This window comes from Myxococcus llanfairpwllgwyngyllgogerychwyrndrobwllllantysiliogogogochensis, assembly GCF_006636215.1.
GTDB lineage: Bacteria > Myxococcota > Myxococcia > Myxococcales > Myxococcaceae > Myxococcus > Myxococcus llanfairpwllgwyngyllgogerychwyrndrobwllllantysiliogogogochensis.
This window is the reverse complement of record NZ_VIFM01000527.1, coordinates 1-1,549: the sequence shown is the minus strand read 5'-3', so window position 1 is coordinate 1,549 and position 1,549 is coordinate 1. Positions and strand designations below refer to the sequence as shown.

2 protein-coding genes are annotated in these 1,549 nt (G+C 69.3%); both read right to left on the bottom strand.

The features are described from left to right. Window positions 1-657, bottom strand: a 657-nt coding sequence (locus FJV41_RS49090; protein ID WP_141649497.1) for a hypothetical protein, incomplete at its 3' end; no start/stop codon positions are given. Then, window positions 654-1,549: XkdF-like putative serine protease domain-containing protein (locus FJV41_RS49085; protein WP_141649496.1), on the bottom strand; the 896-nt coding region annotated here is incomplete at its 5' end. The genes FJV41_RS49085 and FJV41_RS49090, both read right to left, overlap by 4 nt.

Here is a 1,549-nt window from a genome sequence, read left to right as displayed (position 1 = left end):
GTTGAGGGGCTTGTTCATGTCGAGGGGCCAGCCGACGTCCTCGACGGGGGGCTTCGGCGGGCGCTCCGCGGGGGCGCTGCTGTTGGGCAGGCCGAACTGCTTCTCCACGCGGCCCAGGCGCTGTTGCTGCTCCTTCACGGAGCCCTCCAGCGCGCGGACGGCGTCGGTGAGTTTCGTCAGTCCTTCCATGACGCCGGAGGCGTCGGGGCTCGTCGCGGGCGCGGGCGGAGCCGACTGAGGAGGCGGCGCGGGGTTGGCGGCCTTGGCGCGCGCGTCGACATCCTCCTCGTCCTCGGAGTCGTCCTCGCTCTCCTCCAGCGCGTCGGCCAGCGCGCGCAGGTGCTGGGCCACCTCCACCACGCGCACGCCGTCGATGCCATCCGTGGAGGCCAACGCCTCGACGAGGGCCGTCACCGCTTCGAGGGCCTGTTGGGCAGCGGTGAGGACTGCGTCCTCGGCCTTGTTGGTGTCCGAGGCGGCGTGGCTATTGCCCTCGGCTTGCGAGGCGTCCTGGGGAGCGTCGTGCATGGTGTCTCCGTCTCGCTTCACCAAGAGGAAGCGGTGTTTGTTGGCGGCCCTGTCCACGAGGGACACCTCCTCCACCACCATGTCGATGAGGCGGTGGACGGAAGCGGGACCTTGGGTGGTGCTCGTCATGCGGCCTCCGGCTGGGAGTCAGCGGCAGGTGTGTCGGAAGGGGGCGTCTCGGTAGCGGGAGAGGCCTCGGGGAGCCGGCGCGCGGTGCCGCCAATGCTGAAGCCCGTCAGTTGCCCGTCCTTCACACGCCCCCAGAGCTCGTCGGAGAGGACGCGCACGGCGAGAAGCCAGGTGCCCTTGCGCACCTGCACCTCGCCCAGGTTGAAATCGACGGGGGCGAGGTAGCTCTCCAGCACCTTGACGTGCCCGTTGACGCGCATCTGGTGCATGAGGCCCAGGCCGCCGAACTCCTCCATGAAGCGGTGCGCGGCCTGCCGAATCTCCGCGGCGGAGTAGAGGTCGCCCTGCGCGTCCACCGTCTCCGGCTCCAGGACGACACCCAGGACGTACCGCTCGTCGTCGGGCTCGACGCCCTTGAGGAGGGACGTCGTGGTAGCGAAGGGGGCGGTGCCGGACGGCCCCTCCGGTTGCCAGTCGTCGAGCGTGAAGTCCCCGTCACTCTCCAGCGCCTTCGCGGCGGGCTGGTAGTTGGAGACGAGGAGCTGCGTCAGCACGGAGGAGCCGCCCACGCCGCGCATGGCGGCGATGGTGCGAGGCGTGCGGATCCGCTTCACCACGAAGCCGGAGTCCTTCAGCATCCCGGGCAACTTCCCCCGGATGCCATACGTCATGAGCCAGCGACCCTTGAGTGACTTGAGGACGCCGTAGAAGCGCTCCTCGTCGAAGTCGCCTTCGCCGACGTCGACGTTGTAGCCAGGGTAGGGCGGGTCCAAGAAGAGGACGGTGTCCTTCCCGTCGTACTTGCGGACCACCTTCTCGTAGTCGCCGCCGTACACCTTCACGCGCTTGAGGCGCGGGGCGTGCTGCTCGATGCGGGCGAGCGTCTTCGCCT